Genomic DNA, 25,745 nt, shown 5'->3' with positions numbered 1-25,745 from the left:
TCTCCTGTGGACGTCGCCATGATGTCGCGATCTATGTGAAATTTGCAGAAATACCGCTGCTGCCGCTATCGTACGTGCCAAATCTCCACACGCCCGCGCAGTCGGCGCCAAACCCCTTTGCACCACACGCACAAATGAAGGCAGCCAAATTCGCGGAAACCCTGTCGATCTTCGTCGATGTGGCCCAGGCGCAGAGTTTTTCCGAGGTCGCCCGCCGGGGCGGACTGGTCGTGTCCTCCGTGGCACGCCAGATCGACGCGTTGGAGTCCGAGTTGCAGGTGCCACTTTTCGTGCGCTCGACCCGTGCGCTTGTCCCCACCGAAGCTGGCGAAGTGCTGTACGAGCGCGCGGTCAAGATCCTGCACGACATGACCGAAGCCCGATCCGAAGTCATTTCGCTGGAGCAAAACGTGCAAGGCCTGTTGCGGGTAAGCTGCCTGCCCGCTTTTGCCCGGCGATACGTGGTGCCCATTCTGGGTCGGCTTGGCGAGCGGCATCCGCAGTTGCAGGTCGAACTCGCCCTGACGGAACGCATCGTGGATCCGGTCGTCGAGCGTATGGATGTCGTCGTGCGTGTGGGGCAGCAGCCGGACAGCAGCCTCATCGGGCAACGTATCGGCAGCCACCGGTACCTCATGTGTGCAGCACCCAGCTATCTTGAACGCTACGGCACGCCGCGCCGGCTGAGCGAATTGGCACGGCATCGCCTGATCGACCGGCGCCATAGCACAAGCGTACGCGGATGGCGCGAAATCGGCGACGGCGCCTGGGCCCGGCAGGCCCGCTTTGTCCTCGAATGCGACGACTGCGATGCCCGGCGCCAGGCGGCACTGGACGGACTCGGCATCGCCCTTATGCCCAATTGGTCGGCGGGACCGGAAATTGGCCGAGGCAATCTGGTGCAGATCGGGCTACAGGACTGCACGCCCCCCCAAGACAGCGGCATCTATCTGCTGCGCGCCATGCCCCGGGCGAGCGCCCGGATAAGGGCCTTCACCGAGGCCTTGCGACGGCATATAGGCTCGCCCTCGATCTGGGATGTCACCATCGACGCCGCCGCGGCCACCACGCCGCCCTCGGCTGCTTAAGCGCTGCCTTCCCGCCTGACGAAAGACGGCAGAGGCTGCCGCGAAGCCCCCTGCGTTTGCCACAAACAAACCGCCCTTTGCCGCTCGACAAATTAGCGCCGGCGATTTCATCAAACAGAAGCTGAAAACAAAAATTTCCGCAGACGCGCAGCATTAATCGCTGGAAATTCAAACGGTTAAGCGCAAAAAAATTCCGCCCCTCTTGATGCGGCACCGCGCGTCGGAACCACAATTTGTCACGTTTATACAAAATATTAGCGACTTTTTGGTGTTGTTTAAAAAATATACGAAACCGTATGCATCTGATATCAACATTCTGGTATCTTTGACGCGTTCAACAGACCTAAGCCCTGTGTAAGGAACCTGCATAACTGCTCGTGCCTTGACACCGCCACGTCTGATCCATTTGCCGCCCGTGCCTCCACGCGCAGGCAATGGGTCGCCAAACCAGCGCGATGTGCCGCCAACCACGGCGCGCTCCGTTTCAAATGCACGTTTCAGCAGCCTATGAGAACCTATGAGCAGCACTAAGCCCATCGACCAGAAACTCGGCCTTGTGGCGCTTGTGGCGATTGTCGTGAGCTCAATGATAGGCAGCGGTGTCGACAGCCTGCCTCAAAACATGGCTGAGACATCAGCCCTTGGCCCGGTCGTCATCGCCTGGTTGATCAGCGGTTTCGGCATGTTTTTCATTGCCCGAACCTTCATGGTGCTTTCGGACCTCAGGCCCGACCTGCAATCCGGCATTTACATGTATGCCAGGGAGGGCTTCGGGCCGTTGAGTGCCTTTGTCGTGGCCTGGGGTTATTGGCTCATGACCATTTTCAGCAACGTAGCGTTTGCTGTGATGGTGATGGACACGCTCAACTATTTCATGCCGGGCGATTTCACCGGCGGCAATAATCTGGCATCCATCGTCGGAGCTTCCATCCTTATCTGGGGCTTTCACGTCCTGGTGCTGGCCGGCACCAAAATGGCCGGCATGATCAATACCGTCGGCACGTTCGTCAAACTGATCCCGCTGGTGGTTTTCGTCGGCGTAGTCACTTATTTCCTTAACTACGCTCAACTCACGACCGATATCTGGGGCCACCATCCCGTCGGCGACGCCAAGCCCCTGGGTTCGATTCTGTCGCAGACGCTGTCACCGATGTATGTCGCGCTCTGGTGCTTTATCGGCGTCGAAGGTGCGGTAGCGCTGTCGGGCAGAGCGCGCAACAAGAAAGATGTGGCGCGCGCGACCATGATTGGTTGCATACTGGGGCTGCTCATTTGCCTGATCGTTTCAGTGCTGCCTTTTGGCGTCATGTCACAACAGGTGTTGAGCCATATTCCCAATCCGTCGACCGCGGGCGTCATGAAAAAGCTCACGGGCGACTGGGGTGAGTGGCTGATCAATATAGGCGTACTGATTTCGATTTTGACCAGTTGGCTGGCCTGGACGATGATTTGCGCCGAAATACCTCAGGTTGCCGGGCGTAATGGCACGTTCCCCAAGATTTTTGCCATAGAGAATAAGAACGGCGCCGCTTCCACGGCCCTCTGGGTCAGCAGCGGAATCATGCAGTGCGTCATGCTGATGGTGTATTTCTCCCAGCATGCATGGCTCACGCTGCTTGGCATCTCGGCGATCTGCGTGTTGCCGGCGTACTTTTCCTCTGCCTCGTATCTGATCAAAACCTGCTTTAACGGCGAGTATACGCAACGCCAGTCCACGGGGCGAATGCTGGCGTTGTTCAGCAGCCTCGTCGGAGCTGGTTTCTGTCTGTTCATGCTCTACGCCAGCAATATTCAGTACGTCGCGATGAGCCCGTTGCTGCTCAGTCTGGGGCTGCCCTTGTTTTTCTGGGCCCGCCGCCAGCAAGGCAGCGATGCGGGAGCGCTGAATCGCGGTGAAAAGACCGCACTCGCGCTGTTGCTGGCCATCGATATTCTTGTAATCGCCCTGTATTTCATGGGCCACATCAAGCTGTAGCAGGTTGTTTTTCGCTGTTTTTTACTGATCAGTATCAGAGTCCGGATGCGCCGCTCGACCTCAACCGAGAGTCATGCTATGAAGTTCAATCACAATGCATTGCTAGTGCTTTCCGACAGTCTGGAAGCCGGCCGTCCCGCCTCCCAGGCCGTGCAAGCCCTGGCGCAAGCCATCGCCGAAAGAGGGTTTATCGTCCAGCAGGCCGCCAACCTGCAAGCAGGTCAGACTTACATTCAGCAAAGCCCTCACTACAGCTTCATCGCGATTCTCTGGGACAGCGCCAACACGGCCATCGTCAAAGAGTGCGAAGCACTGGTGCAGAAGATCCGTGAGCGTAACGCCACGGTGCCGGTGTTTCTGCTCTCCGAAGCCGAAGCCGTCAATGGCATCCCCGTCGCGGTACTGAAGGAAGTCACCGAGTACGTCTATCTGTACTCCGAGACCCCGGAGTTCACCGCCAACCGTGTCTACACTGCGGTGCACCGTTACGCAGAAACCCTGCTGCCGCCTTACTTCGGCACCCTGAAAAACTTCACCGAGGACGGCGATTACTACTGGGACTGCCCCGGGCACATGGGTGGCATGGCCTACCTCAAGCACCCGGTCGGCGTGGAATTCATCAATTTCTTTGGTGAAAACATGATGCGCGCCGACATCGGCGTGGCGACCGCCGAAATGGGCGACTATCTGGTTCACGCCGGCCCGCCCAAGCAATCCGAGGAAATTGCCGCCGAACTCTTCGGTGCCAAGTGGACGTTCTACGGTGTGGCCGGGTCGTCGGGTTCGAACCGCATCGTGGCGCAGGGTGCCGTGGGCGCCAATGAAATCGCCGTGGTGGACCGCAACTGCCACAAATCCCTCAATCACGGCCTGACGTTGTCGCAAGCTCGTCCGGTGTATCTGACGCCCAGCCGCAACGGCTACGGTCTGATCGGCCCCATTCCGGCAGAGCGCCTGAGCAAAGACAGCGTCCGAAAACTCATCGACGACAGCGCGCTGACCAAGGATGCGGTCAGCCGCGACCCCAGCTACGCCGTGGTCACGAACTGCACCTACGACGGCTTCATCTACAACGTGAATCAAGTCGTCGGCCAGCTTAGCGAAAGCGTGCCGCGCATCCATTTTGACGAGGCATGGTATGCCTACGCCAAATTCCACCCGCTCTACCGTGGCCGCTTTGCCATGGACGTGGCCGATGACCCGCCCAATCGTCCGACCCTGTTCGCGGTGCAATCCACGCACAAGATGTTGCCGGCGTTGTCCATGACATCGATGACCCACATCAAACCGAGCGACCGCGCACCGCTGGACTTTGACGATTTCAACGATTCGTTCATGATGCACGGCACCACCTCGCCGTTCTATCCCATCATCGCCTCGATCGACGTGGCCGTTGCCATGATGCAGGGAGAAGCCGGCTACTCGCTCGTGCAAGAATCCATCGAAGAAGCAATTGCCTTCCGCCAGGCGGTGGTCAATGTCAAAGAAGAACTCGCCGAAGTCGATGGCGAGTCCTCATGGTTCTTCGACGTCCTGCAACCCACCCAGGTCAAGGATCCGGCCAGTGGCAAGGTGCAAGCTTTCCATAAGGCCTCCATCGAACTGCTGAGCCAGACCCCCGATTTGTGGACGCTCAAACCAGGCGACGCGTGGCACGGTTTTTCCGATGCGGACATTGGCCAGGCCGATTGCATGCTCGACCCGGTCAAGGTCAGCATCACCTGCCCGGGGATCACCCCCGACGGCAAACACCTGCCTCAGGGTATTCCGGGCAGCATCGTCAGCAAGTTCCTGGACGACCGCCGCATCGAGGTTGCCCGCACCGGCGACTACACGCTCCTCATTCTCTTCTCGGTGGGTATCACCAAGGGCAAGTGGGGCACGCTGATCGAAAGCCTGCTGACCTTCAAGAAGCTCTATGACACGGGCGCCAAGGCGATCGATGCCATTCCTTCGCTGGCCCACGCGTCGCCCAAGTACGCCGCGATGACGCTCAAAGAGTTGTGCCAGCACATGCACGACAGCATGCAGGAGCTGGACCTGATGAAGCACAGCAGCGATGCGGTCAGCTCCATCCCCGAGCCTGTGCTCACCCCGGCCGAGGCCTATCAGAAGGTTGTGCGCTACCAGACCGAACGCGTCAAGGTAGCGGATTTCGCCAATCGTATCGCCGCCAGCATGCTGGTGCCCTACCCTCCGGGTATTCCGGTTCTGATGCCGGGAGAACGTCTGCCCGCCGATGACACGGGTATCACCGGCTATCTCGAAGCGCTGCAGGAATTCGACAAGCGCTTCCCGGGCTTCGAACACGAAATCCAGGGCGTGAGCATCGATCAGAACGGCGACTACTGGGTTCGCGCCGTCGTGGAAGAGGCGCGCAAGCCGCAGCCCGTGCCCAAGCACATCAGCTTCAAGAGCCACCGCGTCTCTTCCATCAAGAAGGGACGGCAATAGAGCGGGGTGCCGCCCGGGCCTGACCCGGGCGGCATGGTCTCCTCCATCGCAAGGCAACGAAAATGACTGATAAAACTCAAGCAAGTACAAGTACCGACGCCAGCTCCGGCTCGGCCGGCGCGAAACTCGGCATGTTGGCGCTCATCGCCATCGTGGTGGGGTCGATGCTGGGTGGCGGCGTCTACAGCCTGCCGCAAAATACCGCCGCCACCTCGGCCGTCGGTCCGGTCGTCATCGCGTGGATCATCGCGGGCATCGGCGTTTACTTTATTGCCAATGCATTCCGCATGCTCTCCGACCTGCGCCCAGACCTGCATGCCGGGGTCTATATGTACGCGCAGGAAGGTTTCGGGTCTTTCATAGGTTTTAACGTGGCCTGGGGCTACTGGTTGATGACCTGCTTTGGCAACGTCGCCTTCGCGGTCATCCTCATGGACGCTTTCGACCAGATCTTCCCTGGCGTGTTCACCAACGGCAACAACCTGAACTCGATCATCTGCGGCTCCATCCTCATCTGGGGCTACAACTATCTGGTGCTGTCCGGGACCAAGGTGGCCGGCTTCGTCAACACGGTGGGCACGATCGCCAAGCTGGTTCCCCTGGTGGCATTCGTCCTCCTGCTGGGTCTGCTGATCGACTATTCCCAACTGCTCGACAACGTCTGGGGCAATGCACCGCAGATCATGAGCGGCACGGGCGCAGCCGCCACGCCGGTCTCGTTCACGGCGCAAATCATGGCTCCCATGACGGTGACACTGTGGGCGTTCATCGGCGTAGAAGGCGCGGTGGTCCTGTCGGGCCGCGCCCGCAATCGCAGCGACGTGGGCAAAGCCACGCTGCTGGGTTTTCTGGCGGCCTTGATCATCTACATCCTGCTGTCCGTTCTGCCGTTTGGCGCCATGACGCAGCCCGAACTTGCTCAGGTCGCCAATCCGTCGACCTCGGGTGTGCTCGAGCACGTCGTCGGCGCGCAATGGGGCAGTTGGCTGATGGATCTGGGGCTGATCATCTCGGTGCTGGCCGGCTGGCTGGCATGGACCATGCTTTGCGCAGAAATCCCGATGGCTGCAGGCCAGAACGGCGCCTTTCCCAAGGCGTTTGCCCGTACGAACAAGAACGAGGCAGCAACCGTGTCGCTGTGGATAAGCAGCGGCGTGATGCAGGCAGCCATGCTGTTGGTTTATTTCTCCAACAATGCCTGGAACACGATGTACAACATCAGCGCGCTGATGGTGGTGCCTGCCTACATCACCACCACGCTCTACATGACCAAGCTGTGCCTGACGCATGAATACAAGAAGTATTCCAACAAGGGCATGACACTCGGTCTGACAAGCGGCGTGATGGGCGTGCTGTTCTGCCTGTTCATCCTCTATGCCAGCGCGCTCAACTACCTGGCTCTGGTGCCCGTGCTGCTGACTTGCGGTCTTCCGGTCTTCATCTGGTCGCGCAAGGAAAAGAAGGACGGCAAGCCCATGTTCGTGGGTCTGGAAAAACTCTACGTGGCCATCCTGTTGGTCGCCGACGTTATCGTGTTCTGGCTGCTTTACACCGGCAAGATCACGCTCTAGGCGCATCGAAAAGCATTGAGCGGACGAAGGCCCGGTTTTGTACAAAGACCGGGCCTTCTCGCTGACGGGCGCCTGGCCCTCTTCCCCACGTATACCACGCGGCGCGCTGTCTGCCATGACGCCCCGCGGCTCCTTCCTGCATCACGCACATGACACGCTACTGCACATTGTTTGGTCTTTTTCTGCTGGGCGCCTCCGCCACGCAGGCCGCGGAGTTCACACCCAATGGCAGCCTGAGCCTGACGCAGACCTTTTATGGCGACTCCGGCAACTATCAGACCACCAACTCCCACCCTTCTGCGGTGCTGAACTACCAGTTCTCTCCGAAATGGAGCATCGACCTGGAGTGGGATCGTTCCTGGAACCGCTACTGACCTGCTCCCCGTGATTAGTACGAAATCGATGTAGAGTCCGTTCCCAAAGGAATGGCAATGAAGAAACGATTTACGGAAGAGCAAATCATCGGCGTGCTCAAGGAAGCCGATGCAGGTGCCAAGCCCGCAGAGTTGTGCCGCAAGCACGGAATCTCCGAGGCAACGTACTACAACTGGAAGGCGAAGTTCGGTGGCATGACGGTGTCGGACGCTCAGAGGCTCAAGGAGCTGGAGCAGGAGAACAACAAGCTCAAGAAGCTGTTGGCCGAGTCGATGCTGGACAAGGCGGCGCTTCAGGATCTGCTAAGCCGAAAGTAGTCAGCCCGCAGGCCAAACGCGAGGCGGTCAGGACATTAATGACCGAGCGCGTGGTTCGCCCAGCGGCAATCGCGCCGAATCAGAGTTGGTCAATGGACTTTGTGGCCGACGGCCTAGCCTATGGCCGCCGATTCCGCTGTTTGACTATCGTCGATGACTACACTCGCGAATGCCTGGCCATCGAGGTCGATACGTCGTTGCCGGGACTGCGTGTTGCCATGGTGCTGCAACGGCTGGCGGAGATGCGTGGCCTGCCGCGATCTATTACCGTGGACAACGGGCCAGAGTTCGCCGGAAGAGCCTTGGACGCCTGGGCCTACCAAGCAGGCGTAAAGCTGTCGTTTATTCGGCCGGGTAAGCCGGTGGAGAACGCTTATATCGAAAGTTTCAACGGCAAGTTCCGCGACGAATGCCTTAACGAGCACTGGTTCTTGTCCCTGCGACAGGCTAAAAGCTTGATCGAAAACTGGCGAGTCGAGTACAACACCGATCGGCCTCACAGCGCGCTCGGATATTTAACGCCGGCGCAATTCGTGCAGGCTCATCAGAAAGAAGGTCTTTTACCCCTGGGCTCTATGTCGGTGCCGTACTAAATCTGGGGGCAGGTCAAATTCCGACATCAATGAAATTCGACATCAGCTGAATGCCACATCGAGTCAATATCACCCAGCCAATATGTAACAATCCAGCCCCTCCCCCTTGAAGCCTGCCGAGTCATCCCTATAATTAGCACTCGTCGCTGGCGAGTGCTAACAGCCCTCCCGCGCCAACTACCGATCAATCTTCTAGTTATCCAACAGGAGTTCCTCATGGCCCTGCGTCCCCTGCACGATCGCGTGATCGTCAAACGCCTGGACAACGAGCGCAAGACCGCTTCCGGCATCGTCATTCCCGACAGCGCCGCTGAAAAGCCCGATCAAGGCGAAGTGCTGGCCGTCGGCCCCGGCAAGAAGACGGAAGACGGCAAGATTCTGCCCGTCGACCTGAAGGTCGGCGACAAGGTCCTGTTCGGCAAGTATGCCGGCCAAAGCGTCAAGGTCGATGGCGACGAACTGCTCGTCATCCGCGAGGAAGAAATCCTCGCCGTGATCCAGTAATAGCGTTCATCCCTATTTTCAAAGGAAGCTGAAAATGGCTGCCAAGCAAGTTCTGTTTGCCGATGATGCCCGCGTGCGCATCGTTCGCGGCGTGAATGTTCTCGCCAACGCTGTGAAGACCACCCTGGGCCCGAAGGGTCGCAACGTCGTGCTGGAGCGCTCGTTCGGCGCCCCGACCGTGACCAAGGACGGTGTGTCTGTCGCCAAGGAAATCGAACTGAAGGACAAGTTCGAGAACATCGGCGCCCAGCTGGTCAAGGACGTTGCGTCCAAGACCTCCGACAACGCCGGTGACGGCACCACGACCGCCACCGTGCTGGCCCAGGCCATCGTTCAGGAAGGCCTGAAGTACGTTGCCGCCGGTTTCAACCCGATCGACCTCAAGCGCGGTATCGACAAGGCTGTGGCCGCTGCCGTCGCCGAGCTGAAGAAGGCTTCCAAGCCGGTTACCACCAGCAAGGAAATCGCCCAGGTTGGCTCGATTTCGGCCAACAGCGACAGCTCCATCGGCCAGATCATCGCTGACGCGATGGACAAGGTCGGCAAGGAAGGCGTCATCACCGTCGAAGACGGCAAGTCGCTGGAAAACGAACTGGATGTCGTCGAAGGCATGCAGTTTGACCGTGGCTACCTGTCGCCCTACTTCATCAACAACCCCGACAAGCAAGTCGCCGCTCTGGACGATCCTTTCGTCCTGATCTACGACAAGAAGATCAGCAACATCCGTGATCTGCTGCCGGTGCTGGAACAAGTCGCCAAGTCGAGCCGTCCGCTGCTGATCATCGCCGAGGACGTCGAGGGCGAAGCCCTGGCCACCCTGGTTGTGAACAACATCCGTGGCATTCTGAAGACCACCGCCGTCAAGGCTCCGGGCTTCGGCGATCGCCGCAAGGCCATGCTGGAAGACATCGCCATCCTGACCGGCGGCACCGTGATCTCGGAAGAGACCGGCATGTCCCTGGAAAAGGCCTCGCTGCAAGAACTGGGCCAAGCCAAGCGCATCGAAGTCGCCAAGGAAAACACCACCATCATCGACGGCGCCGGCGACGGCAAGTCGATCGAGGCGCGCGTCAAGCAGATCCGCACCCTGATCGAAGAAGCCACTTCGGACTACGACCGTGAAAAGCTGCAAGAGCGCGTGGCCAAGCTGGCCGGCGGTGTTGCCGTGATCCGCGTCGGTGCTGCCACCGAAGTCGAAATGAAAGAAAAGAAGGCCCGCGTTGAAGACGCCCTGCACGCTACCCGCGCTGCTGTGGAAGAAGGCGTGGTTGCTGGCGGCGGCGTTGCGCTGCTGCGTGCCAAGCAAGCCATCACCGGCCTGCAAGGCGACACTCCCGACCAGAACGCCGGTATCAAGCTGATCCTGCGTGCTGTCGAAGAGCCGCTGCGCACCATCGTGGCCAATGCCGGCGAAGAAGCCAGCGTCGTGGTCAACACCGTTCTGGCTGGCAAGGGTAACTACGGTTACAACGCCGCCACCGGCGAGTACACCGACCTGGTCGAGCAAGGCGTTCTGGATCCCACCAAGGTGACCCGCACTGCCCTGCAAAACGCCGCTTCGGTGGCCAGCCTGCTGCTGACGGCTGAAGCCGCCGTGGTCGAGCTGGCAGAAGACAAGCCCGCTGCCCCGGCCATGCCGGGTGGCATGGGCGGCATGGACTTCTAAGTCCCGCCTCTCTGTCCTGGAGCGCCGCGTACCTTCGCCACGCGGTTCTCCGGTTGCTATCAGAACCCCCGGTTCATCGCCGGGGGTTTTGTTTTGTGGGCGGCTTGCATGCGGCCCCACTTTGATGCCTACAATGGGTCTGACACTTCCGGAGGGGCCAGATGCGTTTTCCCACATTGCTGCGAATTTGCCATCCGAGAGAATTGGCCGGGCTGTTGATGGATTCGGCCAGGCAATGGTCGCGCCACCGCGCCGCCAGCAAGGGGGCTGCGCTGGCGCTGTATATGGTGTTTTCGCTGGCGCCGATGCTGATTCTGGTCATTGCCGTGGCAGGCGCGTTTTTTGGTGAAGAAGCGGTGCGCTCGGAGTTGTTCGATCAGGTGCGCGACCTGACGGGCGAACGCGGGGCCGAGGTGATTCAGACCGTTTTGGCCAGCGCACATCAGTCGGGCAAGGGTTGGGTTGCGGCGTTGCTGTCGGTCGGGGTGTTGATTTTCAGTGCGACGACGGCTTTTTCGGAGCTTAAAGCCAGCCTGGATGAACTCTGGGAAGTCGAACCCGACACCTCGGGTGGTATTCAGGGATTGGTGCGCAGCCGTGTGCTGTCGTTTGGACTCGTGCTGGTGCTGGCCTGCTTTCTGTTGTTCTCGCTGATGGTCAATGCAGCGATGGGCGTGGCCCGAGGCTATTACGGCGAGATCTGGAGTAATTCGCTGGTGGCGATGGTGGGCGACTGGCTGGCCAATCTGTTTTCGTTCGCGGTAGTAACAGCGCTGTTTGCCGTGATTTTCAAGCTGCTGCCCTCGGTGTCGGTGCTTTGGCGCCATGTGATCCCGGGCGCGGTGGTGACCGCCGCACTGTTTCTGCTGGGCAAGTGGGGGATCGGCCTTTATTTGGGCCGCGGCGGCGTGGCTTCGGCCTATGGCGCGGCGGGTTCGCTCATCGCGCTTTTGATCTGGATTTACTATTCGGCGCAGATTTTTTTCTTTGGCGCGGTGGTGACCCGGCAATACGCGGTGCGCGCCCAGCGCCTGGAGGCCGGTGAGCCGTTGACGCCGTCCGCGCAGCCCGGACACTGATTCCTGCACCGGGAAAGCCTTCCGCACTTGCGCGGCCACGATACGGGCGACACCTGAATCTGTTAAAAAGCGGCAGACCCGATTCCCCGTATCGCTTTATGACTCCACATCCTTCGCCTTACAAGAGCACCGGCGGCCTGCGCCGCATCCTCAACGCCTTGCGCTACTCGTGGCAGGGCCTGAAGGCGGCCGTCAAGTACGAGGCGGCGTTTCGCCAGGAGCTTGCCCTGGCGGTGCTGCTCATTCCAGCCGCGTTTTTTCTGGGGCGCACCACCGACGAAGTCTTCATGCTTATTGCTTCGGTCGTGCTGGTGCTGGTGGTGGAGCTGATCAATTCGGCCATCGAAGCCTTGGCCGATGCACTGTCGGTCGAGACGCATCCACTTCTGGGGCGCGCCAAGGATCTGGGCAGCGCCGCCGTGATGCTGATGCTGATTTTTACGGGCGCCGTCTGGGTCGCGGTGGCGATCAGCCGTTTTATCTTGAATTAAGGCAGGCGTTTGCAGGTGGCAGGCATGCTTCTATACTGAAGCTCCATGCCCTCTTCCGATACCTGCATGATGCCTGCTCTCTCTGCCCCGGAACGTATCGTGATTGTCGGTGGCGGCGCTGGCGGCCTGGAGCTGGCGGCCCAACTGGGCCGCGCCTATGGCCCCGAGCGCGTTCTGCTGGTCGACAGCCGCCCTTTTCATATCTGGAAGCCGTCGCTGCATGAAGTGGCCGCCGGCACGCTGGATATCCACCAGGAAGGGCTTTCTTATCTGATGCTGGCGCGGCTGGCGGGCTTTAGTTTCGCCCAGGGCGAGCTCACCTCGGTCGACCGGGCTGCGCGGCGTATCCGGATCGGCGCGGTCCGCGACCCGCGCGGCCAGGAAATCCTCGGGCCGCGCGAGTTGAGTTATGGCAACCTGGTGCTGGCGGTGGGCAGCGCGTCAAATTTTTTCAACACGCCTGGTGCGGCTCAGTATGCCGTCACGCTGGATAACACCGAAAACGCCGAAGCCTTTCGGCTGACGATCCTCAAGGCCATGGCTCAGGTGGATCAGGACAAGCTGCGCAATCCTTCGGCTCGCCTGGACCTGGTCATCGTGGGCGGCGGCGCCACCGGCGTCGAGTTGGCCGTTGAGCTGACCGAGGCCAGCCATGTCGTCAGCACCTACGGCCTGCCGAATTTTCGAGTCGAGCGCGACATGGCCATCACCCTGGTCGAGGGTGCGCCTCGCATCCTTTCTGCCTTGCCCGAGAAGATTTCGCGCGCGGCCACCGCTCGCCTGACCGAGCTTGGTATCCGTGTGGAAACCCATTGCCGGGTGGCCGAAGTGAGCCCGGATAGTGTCAAGACGGCCGATGGCCGCAGTTTTGCGGCCTCGCTTTGCCTGTGGGCCGCCGGCATTCGCGGCCCGGACCTGCTCGCCCAATTGGGTTTGCCCTTGAACAAGGCAGGCCAATTGATCGTCAATGAGCGCCTGGAAACCGAAGATCCTTATGTGCTGGCGCTGGGCGACTGCTGCGCGGCTCCCTGGCATGGTGAGCGTATCGTGCCGGCGCGCGCGCAAACCGCGCACCAGGAAGCCAGCTATCTGGCCCGCAAACTCGGCGCCCGCCTGGCAGGCAAGGATGAACCCCAGCAGGCGTATGTGTACCGCGACTATGGTTCGCTGGTGTCGTTGGGCCAAGGGGCAGGAGTCGGCAGCCTGATGGGCAAGCTGGCCGGACGCGGACTCTTCGTAAGCGGTACACTGGCGCGCCTGATGTACATGAGCCTGCACCTGATGCACCACCGAGCGGTGCTGGGTGTCTCGCGTACCGCCACAATGGCCTTGGCGCGCCTGTTGATGCGGCGCACCCACCCCAGGGTCAAACTGCACTGATCCCCATGAATTTCCTCCAAAAACTCGAACACGCCTGGGCGACCCGAAACTCTCTGCTGCAAGTCGGGCTGGACCCGGATCCGCTGCGCTTTCCGCACGAGCTGCAGGGCAAGCCCGACGCCATTCTGGAGTTCTGCCGGGGCATCGTCGACGCGACCGCGCCTTACGCCAGCAGCTTCAAGCCGCAAATCGCTTATTTCGCCGCGCATCGCGCCGAAGATCAGCTCGAAGCCTTGTGTGCGCATATCCGTAGCGAACATCCCGATCTGCCCATCGTGCTGGACGCCAAGCGTGGCGACATTGGTTCGACCGCGGAAAACTATGCGCGCGAAGCCTTCGAGCGCTATCAGGCGCATGCCGTGACGGTCAGCCCCTACATGGGCCTGGATTCTGTCGAGCCCTACCTGGCCTGGCGTGACCGGGGCGTGATCGTGCTGTGCCGCACCTCCAACCCGAGGGGCTCGGATCTGCAATTTTTGCAGATGGCCGACGGCAAGCCGCTGTATCTGCACGTGGCCGGACTGGTCGCAGAGAAGTGGAACCGCGACGGCCAATGCGGCCTGGTGGTGGGCGCGACGTTCCCCAACGAACTTGCCGCCGTGCGCCAGCGCATCGGCGACAGCATGCCGTTGCTGGTGCCCGGCATCGGCGCGCAGGGCGGTGATATCAATGCCACCGTGCAGGCCGGCGCCAATCAGGCTCGCACGGGCATGATGATCAACTCGTCGCGTGCCATCATCTATGCCAGCAATGGTGACGACTGGCGCGAAGCGGCCGCCAAGGCGGCGGCCGGCCTGCGTGAGGCGATCAACGCCGTCCGTTGACGGCCGACGGCGCGTCGCCTAGCACCGGTTGGCCGGCGCGCCCAGAAACTCGAGCAGGCCACGCAAGGCGAACTCTACGGCAGCCTGGCGCACCTGGCTGCGGTCGCCGGCGAAGACGTGCGTGACGGCGCGCGAATGAATGCCTTCCTGAGCCCGCGTGGCAAAGCCAAAACACACCATGCCCACCGGCTTGCCGGTCGTCGCGCCGCCCGGGCCGGCGATGCCGGTCGTGAAGATGGAGACATGGCAGGCAGGCGCGGCCAACAGCACGCCCTGGGCCATTTCCAGTGCGACTTCTTCGCTGACCGCACCGAAATGATTCAGCGTGTCGGCCGACACGCGTAGCGCATCGACCTTGGCTGCGTTGCTGTAGGTGACAAAGCCGCGCTCGAACCAGCCGCTCGATCCCGCCACCGAGGTAATCGCAGCCGACAACAGCCCGCCCGTGCAGGATTCTGCCGTGCCCAGGTACCAGCCCTGCTCTTGCAGCACCGGTCCCAGTTGTTCGGCCAGCCCCATGGCCGTTGCGGCGCTCAAGGCGGCAGGTGCCAGCCCCATGTTGTTCTGCAAACTCATGCCAACACTCCTAATCGAACGACGAACGCCATGACCAGCAAGGCATAGACGGCCGCCAGGATGTCATCCCACATTACGCCAAACCCGCCCGATAAGCGGGCATCAAACGTTTTGATGGGGGGCGGCTTGACGATGTCGAAGAATCTGAAAAGCACAAAAGCCAGTAATTGGGCCATCCAACCACCCGGCACCAGCCACAGCACCAGCCAGAAGGCCACCATTTCGTCCCACACCATTCCGACGTGGTCATGGACGCGGAGTTCCTTGCCGGCATAACCGCAAGCCCAGCAACCATAAGCAAACGCCAGCGCAAGCAGGATGCCCATGGCGAGATTGGGGATCGGCGGCAAGAGCAGCCAGATGACCCATGCAGCAAGCGTGCCCCAGGTGCCGGAGGCCGGCCGGATCAGGCCGCTGCCCAGGCCGAACGCCAGAAATCGCCCGGGACGGGCGCAAATCCAAGCCAGGCTGGGGTAATCCACGCGCGAGCGCTCGCGCATCGAAGAAGAATGAGGTTCGGTCATGGTCCGGCGATTCAAGCTCAAAGCGGGCATGCCCGGGATGGTATCAGGCCACGTCGCCGAAATGATCGAATCCGCCAGGGATGTGAGGCAATGGCTGGCCCTGGGCGTCGAGCACCTGCAAGCCGGTGCCGGGCATGATACGGCCCACGCGGCTTACTGGCGTCTGGCAGGCCAGCGCGGCGTGCTCGATGGCAGCGCGCCGCTCGGGCGGCGCAGTAAAACACAGTTCGTACACATCGCCACCGCCCAAGAGCGCCCGTTGCAGCGTGGAGTCGTCCAGGCCGGCCAGACCTGCAGCGCGTGGCAGATCCGCGTAACGCAACTCCGCCGCCACGCCGCTTGCGGCCAGAATATGGCGCAGATCCTGTGCAAGACCATCCGAGATATCGATGGCGGCATGAGCCAGGCCCCTTAGCGCCGCGCCCAATGCCAGACGTGGCTGGGGCCACTCCAGTGCGCGACGGGTCTGGGCCAGGCGCGCTGCGTCGGCGGGTAATTGCCCGTCGAGGAGGCGATAGGCAATATCGGCGGCGCCCAATTCGCCCGAGACCCATATATCGTCGCCCGTACGTGCCGCATCGCGACGCAACGCCGCCTGAGCCGGCACGGCGCCGAATACGGTGACGCTGAGCGTCAGATCATGCAGGCTGCGCGTGGTGTCGCCGCCAATAAGCGGGCACCCGCTGGCTTGCGCCAGCGCATGAAAGCCGCGCGCATAAGCCGCCAGCCACGGCTCGTCCATGGAGGGCAGGGCCAGACCCAGCAAGCAGCCAAGCGGCTGCGCGCCCATGGCGGCCAGATCGGAAAGATTGACCGCCAGGGATTTGTGGCCCACCGACTCGGGGTCGGCGTCGGGGTAAAAATGCCGGCCCGCGATCAGCAAGTCTTTGCTCACCGCCACCCGCATGCCTTGCGGCACCGGAAACAGCGCGCAATCATCGCCCACGCCCAGGATATCCCCGGGCGCGGCGCGAGTGAAATGGCGCGCGATAAGATCGAACTCGGAGGCCACGGCCGGCCGATGCCTCAGCGGCGCTGCTGGGCCGCGGCCTTGACCTCGGCGGTACGCACGTCCGCGGCCAGCTTGTCGAGCACACCGTTGACGAACTTGAAGCCATCGGTGCCACCGAAGGACTTGGCCAGCTCAACCGCCTCGTTGATGGCGACCTTGTAAGGCACTTCGACGTGATGCACCAGCTCGTAGCTGCCGATCAACAAAATGCCGTGCTCCACGGGAGACAGCTCGCCGAGCGGACGGTCGATGTACGGCGTGAACCGTTCGCGCAGGCTGGGCGCCTCGCGCAGCACGCCATGCAACAGCGTTTTGAACCATTGCGCATCGGCTTCGGAGAAATCTTCGGCATCACGCAAGTGGGCGTCGATTTCGCCGGCATCCTGGGTACCCTGGCCACCGCGCAGCAGCCAGGCGTACACGCCCTGCAGCGCGAACTCGCGGGCACGCCGGCGCGCGCTACGCGCGTTGGCGCGCGCCGCCCCGGCGCTGGCGGCCCCCAACTGGGCCGCCTCGGGGCTATCAGCGCTCGTCTTCTTCGTCGTCAAAATCTTCGTCCTCGTCGTCTTCGTCGTCTTCCTCGGGTTCCAGCGCGGCAACCAGGTTGGCCATTTCGACGGCAACCTGGGCGCAATCGCGGCCCTTGCCTTCGGCGCGGGCTGCGGCCTGCTCGTCGGTGTCGACCGTCAGCACGCCGTTGGCAACCGGAATGCCGGTTTCCAGAGAAATACAGGTGATAGCAGTGGCCATTTCATTGCTGACCACTTCAAAGTGATAGGTTTCGCCACGGATCACGGCGCCCAGTGCAATCAGGGCGTCGAATTCGAACGATTCGGCCATGCGGGCCAGGACCACGCCAAGCTCCAGGGCGCCCGGCACGGACACCACCATGACATCGCGCTCGTCCACGCCCAGCTTGCCCAGTTCTTCCAGGCAGGCAGTCAATTCGGTCTGGCCGATCTCTTCATTGAAGCGGGCGCGCACGATACCGATGTGCAGCCCTTCGCCGTTGAGGTCGGGGGTAAGGATGTAGGGGTTCATTCGTCGGCCTTATTCGTCAGTGTTGCGGGGCGGGGGGCAATCGTAACCCGTAATGGTCAGGGAAAACCCGGCCATGCTGGGCATCTTGCGCGGCCGCGCAAGCAGCCGCATCTGGCCGACGTGCAGATCGCGCAAAATCTGCGCGCCAATACCGTAGGTGCGCAAACCGAAACGGTCGCCATCCTGGGCCGGGGCCTGCTCCGCAGACCGGCCCCAATGGGCAATCTGGCCAAACAGGTGCTCGGTCGAGGACTGGCAGTTCATCAGCACCATGACGCCGGCCGGAGCCGCCGCAATGGCCGTCAGAGCCTGGCCCAGCCCCCAGCTGTGCGGGCTGGCGCCGGTATCCAGCGCGTCAAGCAGTGAGGCCGGCTCATGCACGCGCACCAGGGTTTCCTGACTCGGGTCGATCTTACCGTGTACGAGGGCCAAGTGGGGCGCTCCCGTGGCGTCGTCCCGATAGGCAATGGCGCGGAACTCGCCCCAGGGGGTCTGCATCTGGCGCTCGCCGACCCGCTGGATGATGGACTCGTGCTCGCTGCGGTACTGGATCAGGTCGGCGATGGTGCCTATCTTGAGGTCATGCTCATGGGCAAACTGCACCAGATCGGGCAGACGAGCCATGGTGCCGTCGGGCTTGAGGATCTCGCAGATGACCGCGGCCGGCGTCAGGCCGCCCATGGCGGTCAGATCGCAGCCGGCTTCGGTATGGCCGGCGCGCACCAGCACGCCCCCTGGCACCGCACGCACCGGGAAAATGTGACCCGGCTGCACGAGATCGCTGGGCTTGGCGTCGCGGGCGACGGCCACCTGGATGGTGCGGGCGCGGTCCGCGGCAGAGATGCCGGTCTCGACGCCCTCTGCCGCTTCGATGGACTGGGTAAAATTCGTGCCGTACCGGGTGCCGTTGCGGCTGGCCATCAGCGGCAGATCCAGTTGGCGGCAGCGGTCTTCGGTCAGTGTCAGACAGACCAGACCACGGCCGTGGGTGACCATGAAATTGATGGCCTCGGGCGTGACGAACTCCGCTGCCATGACGAGGTCACCCTCGTTTTCGCGGTCGTCTTCGTCAACCAGAATGACGATGCGGCCGGCGCGCAGCTCGGCAATGATCTCGGGTACAGAGGCAATGCCGAAGTCCGAAACGGCGTCGTCGGCAACGGAAGATATCTGGGCAGACATGAGAAAAGGAGCCAGCGAGCGGGAAAGTCCGAATTTTACCGCCCTTGGCCGCTTCGCGCCCCCGAGAGCAAAATGCGGGCCGCCGGTACACTCTTCGGCCTGCCGCCAGACAACCACTCGACAAAGGAAAGACATGCAACCCCTCGCCGCCCTGCCCGCCCCGGTTGCGGCCTCGGTACGCACGGTACTGACGGATATCGACGATACCGTCACCACCGATGGGCGGCTGACGGCAGCGGCCTATATGGCGCTGGAGCGTCTGGAGCGGGCCGGCATCTGCGTCATCCCGATCACCGGCCGGCCAGCAGGCTGGTGCGATCACATCGTTCGTATGTGGCCGGTGCGCGCCGTGGTCGGTGAAAACGGCGCTTTCTACTATGCCTATGATCGCAGCGCGCATCGGATGAAGACCCATTACTGGGCCGATGCGGCAAGCCGCCGCGCCGACCGCGCGCGGCTCGATGCCATCCGTGACCGCGTGCTTCGCGAGGTGCCCGGCACGGCACTGGCCAGCGATCAGGCTTATCGCGCCGCCGATCTGGCCATCGATTTTTGCGAGGATGTCCCTGCCTTGCCGCAGGATGCCGTCAATCGGATCCTCGAGATCTTTACCGAGGCCGGCGCACAAGCCAAAGTCAGCTCGATTCATGTCAATGGATGGTTTGGCGACTACGACAAGCTCAGCATGACGCGCCGCCTCTTCGAGCGCGAACTGGGGCAAAGCATCATGCAGGCGCTATCTCATACGCTGTTCATTGGCGATTCGCCCAATGATGAACCCATGTTCGAGTTCTTCCCGCTCTCGGTGGGTGTGGCCAACATCGGTGCGCAGTTGCACCGCATCCAGCACACGCCCGCCTTTGTCACCCCTTCGCGCGGCGGCGAAGGCTTTGTCGAAATGGCCGACCGCCTGCTTGCGGCACGGCACGGTCACGGAGGTTGAGAACCATGGCGACAGCCAATGACGGACGCCGCAGCATTCAGTCGGTCGAGGTGGGGTTTCCGCTGTTGTCGGCCCTGGTCGACGCGGCCCGGCCGCTGACCTTGCGCGACGTGGCCGCCGCAGCCGGCATGACGTCTGCCAAGGCCCACCCCTATCTGGTGAGCTTTATCCGCGTCGGCCTGGTGCAGCAGGACAGCGTCAGCGGTCATTATGAGCTGGGCCCCTTCGCGCTGCAGATGGGTCTGGTGAGCCTGCAGCGCCTGGACCCGGTGCGCATGGCATTGCCCGAAGTCGCGCAGTTTCAGGCAGACATCGGCCACACCGTGGGGCTGGCCGTGCTCGGTTCGCACGGCCCGACCATGGTTCATATCACCGAGGCCAGTTATCCGGTGCACGTGAACATGCGCCAGGGCACGGTGATGTCCATGCTCAACACCGCAACCGGTCTGGTCTTCGCGACCTGGCTGCCCCCAAAAGTGGCCGAGCATTACATCGCCCGCGAAGCGAACGACACGGCCGTGACATCGACGCTGGCCACGCCCCTGAAGGCTGCACGCCCGGAGCATCTGCAAGCCATGCTGGCCGATATCCGCGTGCATGGCATGGCGCGGGCCGTGGGCAATCCGCTGCCGGGCGTGGACGCGCTGTCCGTGCCGGTCTTCGATCATGCGGGCAAACTGGTGCTGGCCATCACGACCATTGGCCCGAGCGGTCTCTTCGATGTCACGTGGAATGGCAGCATCGCCCAACCGCTGCAGCGCTGCGCCCAGGAGATTTCGCGCAAACTGGGCTGGCGCGCCTGACCGGAAAAGGGGGAGTTCCCCTTTTCCGCCTGCTGCGCTTAGAACGTGCCGCGCAAGGTCAGCGTCGCGTTACGCGGATCGCCGTAGAAGCTTCCCCAACCCGGCGCACCAATGGTCTGGTAGTAGGTTTTGTCGAACACGTTGTTGACGTTCAACGCCGCCGTCCAGTTCTTGTTGATCTTGTAGCTCACACGCGCGTTCCAGACGGCATACGGCGACTGCGACACACGCACCCCACGCGTTTCCGTATAACTGCCTGACTGGTAGTTCACGCCCGCGCCCAGGGTCCACGCCGACAATTCGCCGGGCAAACGATAGTCCGACCACAGACGCAACATGTGTTTGGGCGTGAACGTGCGGCCGAAGTTGGTGTTGGACACCGAGGTGTCGTCGAGGAACTTCAGGCTGTTGAAGGTGTAGCCCGCGAACACCTGCCAGCCTGGCAGCACCTCGCCACTGATTTCGGCCTCGACGCCCTGGCTGCGGACCTTGCCGCTGGAGATGTAGCACACATCGCCCACAGAGCAGATACCTGCCAGATCTTGCTGCGCACGGTTTTTCTGATCGATACGGAAGACTGCGATCGAGGTGTTCACCCTGCCGCCCATCAACTCGCCCTTGACGCCGAGCTCATAGTTCTTGCCCACCATGGGATCGAGCAACTTGCCGGTGGCATCGAGCGCATTCTGCGGCTCGAAGATCTCCGCATAGCTGACATACCCGGACCATTGCGGATTGAAGGCGTAGATCAGGCCGCCATAAGGCGTGACCACACCGTTTTCCTTGTACGGATCGGTGTAGCGATCGCCGCTGTCACGATAGCGCGCAGTGTTCTCGTACCAGCTCACGCGGGCCCCGGCCACCAGGGTCAGCGGATCGGCCAGGCTGAATCGGCCCACACCGTAAACGCCGGTCTGCTTCATCTTGATGATGGTCGCATCACCTCGGTAGGCATTTTCGCGCAGCCAGGCATCGGTGGGTTCGGGCACATCATGGTCAGGATTCCAGATGTCCAAGCCGCGCCCAAGACGCGCCGTCGCGAAGTCGTTCTTGCTGGTCAGATGATTGACGCTGGCACCGAAACTTACCGAGTGCTTGCGCCCGAGGGCGTCGAAAACACCATCGATGTCCAGATTAAGTGCTTTGTTGTGCGTGGAAAAATCAAAAATCCCCGCATACATTGTCGGGCCCGACCCGGTCAGCGGATTGACCGCCCCTTCGGTGAAGGCGTATTTGCTGTCGTTGGACTCTTGCGTGCTGTTACCCGTGAGCTTGACCGACCAGTCCTGATTGAAGCGGTGCGCCAACTCGACAAAGGCCGAGGTCTGCTTGCCGTTCCAGCGGTTCCAGTGCTGCGCGAACGACGTAGAGCGCTTGAGCCCGATGTCATCGCCATTGGTGTAATGGGGCAGACCGTGGAAAAACGGCGTCGACCGCAGGTCTTCGTGGCTTACCCCACCCGTGATCGTGGTTGACGGGGCGATGTCATAGCTCAGTACGCCATACAGCACCGTGTTGCGGCTCTTGGCCACGTCGTAGAAATAGTCACGGTCGTTATAGCTGGCCACGGCGCGGCCGCGCAACGTGCCCGACTCATTCAGCGGCCCGGTGGCATCGATGTCGGCGCGGTAGTTGTCCCAGGATCCGGCGCTGGTGGTCAACTGCAGTTGGTTTTCTGCCAGCGGACGCTTGCGCACGAGGTTCACGGACGCACTGGGCGAGCCGGCGCCTTGCAGCAGGCCGTTGGCGCCGCGCACGATCTCGACGCGGTCGAGGATGACCGTGCTGCTGGTGAAGCTGTTGGCTTGCGGATAGTAAAACTCGCGATTGACGCCATCGAACTGATAGGTGTCGACGCGGAAACCACGAGAGAACACGTAATTGCCGCCCATCGGGCTTTTGTAAAGCGTCATGCCCGTGCTGTTGGCCAGCACGTCATCGAGACTGGTGGCGTTCTGATCATCCATGCGCTGACGGGTCACGACAGTGACCGACTGCGGGATATCCTTGACCGACTGTTTCCCTTTGCCGATGGTGACAACGCCACTGGTGTAGCTGCCGCTGCCTTCGGTGGCCGCCATATCGTAGGCTCCGGTCACGGCCACCGGCGCCAACGTCGATACACCGGCGCCATCCTGCGGCGCACGGCGCAACTGGTAGCCTTCGCCGTTGGGATTGGCCACGGCCTGCAAGCCGGTGCCAGCCAGCAACTGGGCCAAGCCCTGTTCAGGCGTGTAACGGCCCGACAGCCCCTGGGTCATGACACCACGCGTCAGAGTCGGCGATGCAGCCACGGTGAGTTTGGCAGCGCTGCCAAACTGGCCCAGGGCCTGGTCCAGCGTAGTGGGCGCAATGGCGAAAACGATATCCGTGGCCGACGCAGCCTGGGCCCAGACTGCGGCCGGGGCGGCCAGCGCAAGTTGAACGGCAAGACACAAACGCGCGGGGCGCGCACGCAGCAGGGTGACTAAAAAGGTTGAAGACTGGCGTGATGCCATGACGGGATTCCTGGTTCGTCCGATGAGAGGCCAGACTTCGGGCGCCTCGAAGTCTGCTTTCCTGTCTAACGAACGAGAATCAATAACCTTCGCCGCCGTTACAAATTTTTTGCTCAGGCCACGCGCGGGCCGACGCTGACCCAGTAGCGGGTGCGATATCTGAGCTGCAGGCCCAGCACGCTTGCCAGCACTTCCAGCGCCCGATCGGTATCGTCGATGCGAAATGCGCCGGTCACCTCGCGGCTGGCTACCGCGGCATCGCAGCGCACGATGCCGGGCCGATAGCGTGCCAATTCGTCCAAAAAGCGGTCCAGCCGCATCCGGTTGGCCACCAGCATGCCATTGGCCCAGGCGGGCTGGTCCTCCTGGATAGCCGCAGCAAACAACAGCGTGCGATCGTCGAGCTCCGCCATTTCGCCGGCATGCACCACCCGGGCGGCTTGCCGGCGCGCGGCCGGCTCGGCGCGAACGGAACCCTCGAACACCGTCAGCCGGGTAATGCGGCGCCCCTGGTCCAGTTCGCGCACGGCAAAACGGGTTCCCAGCGGCGTCAGTACGGCATTTGAGGTTTTGACACGGAACGGGCGGCCGCCAGAATCGGCAGCAGTGGCGATCATGATTTCGCCCTCGCGTAAATCGAGTTGGCGGCGGGCGGCGTCAAAATCCAGGCTGACGACGGATCCGGTATTCATGGTCAGCACGGTGCCGTCGGGCAATGTCACGGTGCGCTGCTCGCCGGTGGCCGTGCGATAGACGTCGCCGCCGTCCCACACGCCCTGCCGGGCGGACATCCATCCTGCAGTGCCAAGAGCGAAGCCACCTACCGCCCACTTGAGCGCATTGCGGCGGGACCGCTTTTCGCAATACCGCAGAATCGTCTGCCCCGCCGTCGTGCCGGATACCGGCACGACGCAGACGGCGCCCATATCCTGACGGATACCCTGCATGCGCTGCCAGGCCAACTCGTGGCGAGCATCCGCCTGACGCCAGGCCGTACAGGCCGCCTCGGTATCCGTTCCGGGCGCGCCGAGCGTGCGCATCATCCATTGCGCCGCCTGCTCGACGATGGCCGGATGCAGGCGGTCGGTTTCGGAGGCGTTCATGCGTACAGCACCCCATAGCAATGCTGCCAGGCCTTGACCATATCGCGCTGCACGGCCTGCACCGACACGCCCAGGCGCTCGCTGACTTCCGGGTATGTCAGCCCTTCCACTTGGGCCAGGACGAACACTTGCCGCGCCCGCGCGGGCAACTGCTCCATCATGCGGCAGACCGCTTCCAGCGCCTCGACCACCAGCACATGCATTTCGGGACTCGCGACGACATCGTCGGCGCGGGCCGCAAGGGTTTCCAGATAGGCCTGCTCGATCGCCTTGCGGCGGGACTGGTCGATCAGCAACCGCTTGGCCACCGTGGTCAAGAACCCGCGGGGCTCGGCAAAGGCCAGGCGAGAACGGCTGCGCATGACCCGCTCGAACGTATCGTGCGCCAGATCCGCCGCTGCATCAGCGCCGCCGAGCCTGCGGTGCAGCATTTGCACCAGCCACCCGTGATGTTCTCGGTACAGGCTGACAAATTCGTCAGAGGTGGCGTAGTCGACAGGTTGCACGGGCCTTTCCATAAACGCTAATGGGAATTATTGCTAATTTTAAATGATGACGCTTCGGTGCGCTCGAAGGATCGCACCGATCCCCTTGTGTCTGCGCGTTTGGAAAACAAAACGAACAAAACGAACAAAAGACACCAGAAAAGATCGGGAACCCCCCAAGTTTGTGGCGCGTTTTTTTGTGTTTGAATCTGAGGACAAGAATGAATACCCGAAAAAATTCCCGAGGAGACAAACCATGCAAGCCAAGCGCATCGTACAAACCGCTTTTGTCCTGGCCGTGGCCGCAGGCAGTCATACCGCTTTTGCCGCCGACACCTGCTCGAACCGGGGCGATCTGGATGTAATGTACTGCGATGCCAACAAGGATCTGGTGGCCGATACGCCCACCGAGGCGTCCAAGCTGAAGACACCTTCGACCCTGGTCTTTACCTACACCCCGGTGGAAGACCCCGCGGTGTATGAAGACATCTTCAAGCCCTTCACCAACCACCTGGCGCAGTGCACCGGCAAACGCGTCGTGTTCTATCAGGTGCAGAGCAACGCGGCGGAAATCGAGGCCATGCGCTCGGGCCGCCTGCACGTCGGCGGCTTTTCCACCGGCCCGACGGCCTACGCGGTGAATATTGCGGGTGCCGTGCCGTTCGCGGTCAAGGGGTATGCCGATGGTTTTCAGGGTTACAACCTGATCGTGATCGTCAAGAAAGACAGCCCCTATCAAAAGCTCACGGACCTCAAGGGCAAGAAACTGGCGCACACCGCCCCCTCGTCCAACTCCGGCCATATGGCGCCGGTCGCGCTTTTCCCCAAAGAAGGGCTCACCCCCGACAAGGACTACAAGGTGGTCTTCTCGGGCAAGCACGACCAGTCGGTCATGGGCGTGAATTCGGGGGACTATGACGCCGCCGCCGTGGCCTCGGATGTGTTCAAGCGCATGGCCGAGCGCGGGCAAATCAAGGAAGAGGATTTCCGGGTGATTTACCGCAGCGAGAAATTTCCCACCTCGTCGTTTTCGTATGCGCACGACCTGGAGCCCAAGTTCCGCGACCAGATGCTCAAGTGCTTCTATGACTATCGCTTCCCCGATGAGATGAAAAAAGCCTTTGACGGCGCCGATCGTTTCTACCCGGTGACGTACAAGAAAGACTGGGCCATCGTTCGCGAAGTGGCTGAATCCGGCGGAGAGAGCTTCAATCGCGCGGCCTACGACCGCGAATCCGCCAAGAACAAAGGCAAGCAATAA

At 61.8% G+C, this 25,745-nt stretch carries 23 protein-coding genes and 1 pseudogene; 15 read left to right on the top strand and 9 right to left on the bottom strand.

Going from position 1 to position 25,745, the window contains the following annotated elements:
* The first annotated feature begins 134 nt into the window (after positions 1-134).
* The 12 genes and pseudogenes from LK440_RS03445 to pyrF all read left to right on the top strand — a co-directional run bounded on the left by LK440_RS03445 (position 135) and on the right by pyrF (position 14,317).
* A complete protein-coding gene (locus LK440_RS03445) occupies positions 135-1,088 on the top strand; it encodes a LysR family transcriptional regulator (protein WP_005015291.1) in 954 nt (317 codons plus the stop codon).
* A 517-nt stretch (positions 1,089-1,605) separates the two neighbouring features.
* A complete protein-coding gene (locus LK440_RS03440) occupies positions 1,606-3,063 on the top strand; it encodes a basic amino acid/polyamine antiporter (RefSeq protein WP_005015295.1) in 1,458 nt (485 codons plus the stop codon).
* A 78-nt stretch (positions 3,064-3,141) separates the two neighbouring features.
* Positions 3,142-5,517, top strand: coding sequence for an Orn/Lys/Arg family decarboxylase (locus LK440_RS03435; protein ID WP_005015296.1), 2,376 nt, complete (start codon positions 3,142-3,144; stop codon positions 5,515-5,517).
* 62 nt (positions 5,518-5,579) lie between these two features.
* Entirely contained in the window at positions 5,580-7,088 is a 1,509-nt protein-coding gene (locus LK440_RS03430) for a basic amino acid/polyamine antiporter (protein ID WP_025341194.1), read from the top strand.
* A 149-nt stretch (positions 7,089-7,237) separates the two neighbouring features.
* The gene (locus LK440_RS03425; RefSeq protein WP_005015298.1) at positions 7,238-7,462 is read left to right on the top strand and encodes a hypothetical protein; all 225 of its coding nucleotides are present in this window, start codon (positions 7,238-7,240) and stop codon (positions 7,460-7,462) included.
* A 57-nt stretch (positions 7,463-7,519) separates the two neighbouring features.
* Positions 7,520-8,373, top strand: a pseudogene (locus LK440_RS03420) (IS3 family transposase).
* Positions 8,374-8,589: 216 nt separating this feature from the next.
* Entirely contained in the window at positions 8,590-8,877 is a 288-nt protein-coding gene (locus tag LK440_RS03415) for a co-chaperone GroES (RefSeq protein ID WP_005015299.1), read from the top strand.
* Between the two features lie 34 nt (positions 8,878-8,911).
* Positions 8,912-10,543: a chaperonin GroEL gene (groL, locus tag LK440_RS03410; RefSeq protein ID WP_005015300.1), complete on the top strand. Its 1,632-nt coding sequence runs from the start codon at positions 8,912-8,914 to the stop codon at positions 10,541-10,543.
* A gap of 161 nt (positions 10,544-10,704) precedes the next feature.
* Positions 10,705-11,622 (top strand): YihY/virulence factor BrkB family protein, encoded by a 918-nt coding sequence (locus LK440_RS03405; RefSeq protein ID WP_005015301.1) that lies wholly within the window; start codon positions 10,705-10,707, stop codon positions 11,620-11,622.
* A gap of 98 nt (positions 11,623-11,720) precedes the next feature.
* Complete coding sequence (locus LK440_RS03400; protein WP_005015304.1) at positions 11,721-12,113, top strand: diacylglycerol kinase; 393 nt, start codon at positions 11,721-11,723, stop codon at positions 12,111-12,113.
* Between the two features lie 66 nt (positions 12,114-12,179).
* Positions 12,180-13,493, top strand: coding sequence for an NAD(P)/FAD-dependent oxidoreductase (locus LK440_RS03395; RefSeq protein WP_025341195.1), 1,314 nt, complete (start codon positions 12,180-12,182; stop codon positions 13,491-13,493).
* Between the two features lie 5 nt (positions 13,494-13,498).
* On the top strand, positions 13,499-14,317 hold the full coding sequence (pyrF, locus tag LK440_RS03390) for an orotidine-5'-phosphate decarboxylase (protein WP_005015310.1): 819 nt from the start codon (positions 13,499-13,501) through the stop codon (positions 14,315-14,317).
* Positions 14,318-14,335: 18 nt separating this feature from the next.
* On the opposite strand, the gene LK440_RS03385 is transcribed toward pyrF, so the two are convergent.
* From LK440_RS03385 to ribBA, 6 genes are all read right to left on the bottom strand, one after another.
* Positions 14,336-14,893, bottom strand: a complete 558-nt coding sequence (locus LK440_RS03385; RefSeq protein WP_005015313.1) for a CinA family protein — start codon at positions 14,891-14,893, stop codon at positions 14,336-14,338.
* Entirely contained in the window at positions 14,890-15,393 is a 504-nt protein-coding gene (locus tag LK440_RS03380) for a phosphatidylglycerophosphatase A family protein (RefSeq protein ID WP_005015314.1), read from the bottom strand. Before LK440_RS03380 ends, LK440_RS03385 begins: the two co-directional genes overlap by 4 nt.
* Before the next feature lie 67 nt (positions 15,394-15,460).
* Positions 15,461-16,429 (bottom strand): thiamine-phosphate kinase, encoded by a 969-nt coding sequence (gene thiL / locus LK440_RS03375; protein WP_005015315.1) that lies wholly within the window; start codon positions 16,427-16,429, stop codon positions 15,461-15,463.
* 14 nt (positions 16,430-16,443) lie between these two features.
* Positions 16,444-16,932 (bottom strand): transcription antitermination factor NusB, encoded by a 489-nt coding sequence (gene nusB, locus LK440_RS03370; RefSeq protein ID WP_005015320.1) that lies wholly within the window; start codon positions 16,930-16,932, stop codon positions 16,444-16,446.
* A gap of 19 nt (positions 16,933-16,951) precedes the next feature.
* Positions 16,952-17,470 carry a 6,7-dimethyl-8-ribityllumazine synthase gene (gene ribH / locus LK440_RS03365; protein WP_005015321.1) on the bottom strand — a complete coding sequence of 173 codons (519 nt, stop codon included), beginning with the start codon at positions 17,468-17,470 and terminating at the stop codon, positions 16,952-16,954.
* 9 nt (positions 17,471-17,479) lie between these two features.
* Positions 17,480-18,652 carry a bifunctional 3,4-dihydroxy-2-butanone-4-phosphate synthase/GTP cyclohydrolase II gene (gene ribBA / locus LK440_RS03360; RefSeq protein WP_005019888.1) on the bottom strand — a complete coding sequence of 391 codons (1,173 nt, stop codon included), beginning with the start codon at positions 18,650-18,652 and terminating at the stop codon, positions 17,480-17,482.
* A 133-nt stretch (positions 18,653-18,785) separates the two neighbouring features.
* Between ribBA and LK440_RS03355 the strand changes: the two genes are divergently transcribed.
* Together LK440_RS03355 and LK440_RS03350 are read left to right on the top strand one after the other, a co-directional pair.
* The gene (locus LK440_RS03355) at positions 18,786-19,595 is read left to right on the top strand and encodes an HAD-IIB family hydrolase (protein WP_005015332.1); all 810 of its coding nucleotides are present in this window, start codon (positions 18,786-18,788) and stop codon (positions 19,593-19,595) included.
* A 5-nt stretch (positions 19,596-19,600) separates the two neighbouring features.
* Positions 19,601-20,398: an IclR family transcriptional regulator gene (locus LK440_RS03350; RefSeq protein WP_005015333.1), complete on the top strand. Its 798-nt coding sequence runs from the start codon at positions 19,601-19,603 to the stop codon at positions 20,396-20,398.
* Between the two features lie 38 nt (positions 20,399-20,436).
* Here the strand turns inward: LK440_RS03350 and LK440_RS03345 are convergent, their stop codons facing one another.
* The 3 genes from LK440_RS03345 to LK440_RS03335 all read right to left on the bottom strand — a co-directional run bounded on the left by LK440_RS03345 (position 20,437) and on the right by LK440_RS03335 (position 24,505).
* Positions 20,437-22,896 carry a TonB-dependent siderophore receptor gene (locus LK440_RS03345; RefSeq protein WP_005015335.1) on the bottom strand — a complete coding sequence of 820 codons (2,460 nt, stop codon included), beginning with the start codon at positions 22,894-22,896 and terminating at the stop codon, positions 20,437-20,439.
* Positions 22,897-23,009: 113 nt separating this feature from the next.
* A complete protein-coding gene (locus LK440_RS03340) occupies positions 23,010-23,999 on the bottom strand; it encodes a FecR family protein (protein ID WP_005015338.1) in 990 nt (329 codons plus the stop codon).
* Positions 23,996-24,505, bottom strand: coding sequence for a sigma-70 family RNA polymerase sigma factor (locus LK440_RS03335; RefSeq protein ID WP_005015340.1), 510 nt, complete (start codon positions 24,503-24,505; stop codon positions 23,996-23,998). The genes LK440_RS03340 and LK440_RS03335 overlap by 4 nt, the downstream gene beginning before the upstream one ends.
* Before the next feature lie 235 nt (positions 24,506-24,740).
* On the opposite strand from LK440_RS03335, the gene phnD reads away from it, so the two are divergent.
* On the top strand, positions 24,741-25,745 hold the full coding sequence (phnD, locus tag LK440_RS03330; protein WP_005015342.1) for a phosphate/phosphite/phosphonate ABC transporter substrate-binding protein: 1,005 nt from the start codon (positions 24,741-24,743) through the stop codon (positions 25,743-25,745).

This window comes from Bordetella holmesii, assembly GCF_020735985.1.
Lineage (GTDB): Bacteria > Pseudomonadota > Gammaproteobacteria > Burkholderiales > Burkholderiaceae_B > Bordetella > Bordetella holmesii.
This window is presented reverse-complemented; position numbering and strand designations above follow the sequence as displayed.

Coding starts and splice junctions, on each gene's coding strand:
- LK440_RS03445 (WP_005015291.1), top strand. CDS start 135: ATGAAGGCAGCCAAATTCGCGGAAACCCTGTCGATCTTCGTCGATGTG.
- LK440_RS03440 (WP_005015295.1), top strand. CDS start 1,606: ATGAGCAGCACTAAGCCCATCGACCAGAAACTCGGCCTTGTGGCGCTT.
- LK440_RS03435 (WP_005015296.1), top strand. CDS start 3,142: ATGAAGTTCAATCACAATGCATTGCTAGTGCTTTCCGACAGTCTGGAA.
- LK440_RS03430 (WP_025341194.1), top strand. CDS start 5,580: ATGACTGATAAAACTCAAGCAAGTACAAGTACCGACGCCAGCTCCGGC.
- LK440_RS03425 (WP_005015298.1), top strand. CDS start 7,238: ATGACACGCTACTGCACATTGTTTGGTCTTTTTCTGCTGGGCGCCTCC.
- LK440_RS03415 (WP_005015299.1), top strand. CDS start 8,590: ATGGCCCTGCGTCCCCTGCACGATCGCGTGATCGTCAAACGCCTGGAC.
- groL (WP_005015300.1), top strand. CDS start 8,912: ATGGCTGCCAAGCAAGTTCTGTTTGCCGATGATGCCCGCGTGCGCATC.
- LK440_RS03405 (WP_005015301.1), top strand. CDS start 10,705: ATGCGTTTTCCCACATTGCTGCGAATTTGCCATCCGAGAGAATTGGCC.
- LK440_RS03400 (WP_005015304.1), top strand. CDS start 11,721: ATGACTCCACATCCTTCGCCTTACAAGAGCACCGGCGGCCTGCGCCGC.
- LK440_RS03395 (WP_025341195.1), top strand. CDS start 12,180: ATGATGCCTGCTCTCTCTGCCCCGGAACGTATCGTGATTGTCGGTGGC.
- pyrF (WP_005015310.1), top strand. CDS start 13,499: ATGAATTTCCTCCAAAAACTCGAACACGCCTGGGCGACCCGAAACTCT.
- LK440_RS03385 (WP_005015313.1), bottom strand. CDS start 14,893: ATGAGTTTGCAGAACAACATGGGGCTGGCACCTGCCGCCTTGAGCGCC.
- LK440_RS03380 (WP_005015314.1), bottom strand. CDS start 15,393: ATGCGCGAGCGCTCGCGCGTGGATTACCCCAGCCTGGCTTGGATTTGC.
- ribH (WP_005015321.1), bottom strand. CDS start 17,470: ATGAACCCCTACATCCTTACCCCCGACCTCAACGGCGAAGGGCTGCAC.
- ribBA (WP_005019888.1), bottom strand. CDS start 18,652: ATGTCTGCCCAGATATCTTCCGTTGCCGACGACGCCGTTTCGGACTTC.
- LK440_RS03355 (WP_005015332.1), top strand. CDS start 18,786: ATGCAACCCCTCGCCGCCCTGCCCGCCCCGGTTGCGGCCTCGGTACGC.
- LK440_RS03350 (WP_005015333.1), top strand. CDS start 19,601: ATGGCGACAGCCAATGACGGACGCCGCAGCATTCAGTCGGTCGAGGTG.
- LK440_RS03345 (WP_005015335.1), bottom strand. CDS start 22,896: ATGGCATCACGCCAGTCTTCAACCTTTTTAGTCACCCTGCTGCGTGCG.
- LK440_RS03340 (WP_005015338.1), bottom strand. CDS start 23,999: ATGAACGCCTCCGAAACCGACCGCCTGCATCCGGCCATCGTCGAGCAG.
- phnD (WP_005015342.1), top strand. CDS start 24,741: ATGCAAGCCAAGCGCATCGTACAAACCGCTTTTGTCCTGGCCGTGGCC.